Origin of the sequence: Neptuniibacter sp. (genome assembly GCF_024231755.1) — a bacterium.
GTDB lineage: Bacteria > Pseudomonadota > Gammaproteobacteria > Pseudomonadales > Balneatricaceae > Neptuniibacter.
This window is the reverse complement of sequence record NZ_JAAEQH010000219.1, coordinates 1-1,302: the sequence shown is the minus strand read 5'-3', so window position 1 is coordinate 1,302 and position 1,302 is coordinate 1. Positions and strand designations below refer to the sequence as shown.

The window sequence follows — 1,302 nt, the reverse complement described above, 5'->3', positions numbered from 1 at the left end:
GGCGCAGAAACGAGTGGGCATCTATACCACAGCCTTGCACCCACGTGAAGCTGCATTGGACAATCAGCAGGTGATGACCACCAGTGGACTTGTGGACACTATGCGCTTCAAGCAGCGGGTTGAAAACGTCTTCAAGGTTGACGTGCACGAGATGGACAGCGATGCCATCCCCACCCACAGAATCCACGAAGCTACTCTGTTCGAGCCCTATGACTTGGCGCAGGCAGAGAAACAACGGCACAATGCCTCCAAGCGCCTGCTCAAGTACACAGTCCAGACGCAAGAACAACAACGCCTGCGCGACACTGATCAGTTGGATCACCACCAGTTCAACCTCTTGAACAACCGTACCCAGCGGTTACGACACAAAGCGGAGCGAGAGATTGAAACTCTCACCCAAGAACTGGACGACATCGGCCAAGATGAAAACGGACAAGCCGTTCTCTCAACCACGACCCAGGTATTGGACGTGCGCAAGTTGACCCTGCTCAATCTATTCAAGACCCATGCTGTGGTGGTGCTAAAGATCCTGGCTCGCCAGTTAGGGATAGAAGAGGCTGGCCCAAAACGGTTGCGGCGTACGTTTTTAGCTTTTGGAGACCGCGTCGAGTTCGATCACGAACAGCATATCGCCACTATCTATGCGCGCCGTTTCCCACGTGCCACGACTCAGCAAGCCTACGAACGGCTCTGTGGATCGCTGTATGACGTACCTATTACCCTGACGCGCAACGGAGTCAACTATCAAGTTCGTTTTGGTTGGTAAAGCGCTTGCGCCAGAACACGGAAACAACATTACGCATGTGTTTTTTGCTCAACCGGAAAGGTCTATACTACTTATACTGAAGCGAACGAGGCAGAAATCAGAAACAAATTCAATGGGTGTATTCCAAGCAATATCACTATTCAGACTTGGTTTTCATTCTTGCTACAGCATGGAGTTAGGCCATATCAAAGTGTAATGAATGATGATTTGCATAAAAAGAGAATAGGGTTTTATCTCACAGAACGACTATCTGGAATTAGATACTACACTCGTAGCAAGCGGCCCGTTTATTGGGCAGAAGAAAAAAATCCTTTGAAGTACTATTTTTCACGAGACTTCAAGATTTACTCTGACAAAATTTCTAAATTTGTCGTTGAGTGCAACCGTAAAACAAATGGTGAGGTAATCGACCGGATAGCCAGGATATATCCGCATATTTACATTGATGAAATACAGGATTTAGCAGGTTGGGAATTGGAAGTATTGAGATTGTTTTTTAATTCCGATTCTAATGTTTTGATAGCTGGTGATCCAAG

The 1,302-nt window shown here is 47.2% G+C and carries 2 protein-coding genes; both read left to right on the top strand.

The annotated features are described in order from the left end of the window. The coding region (locus tag GY843_RS11600) for a hypothetical protein (protein WP_297309737.1) at window positions 1-766 on the top strand (766 nt) is incomplete at its 5' end. Between the two features lie 195 nt (window positions 767-961). Then, window positions 962-1,302, top strand: a 341-nt coding sequence (locus GY843_RS11595; protein ID WP_297309735.1) for a UvrD-helicase domain-containing protein, incomplete at its 3' end; no start/stop codon positions are given.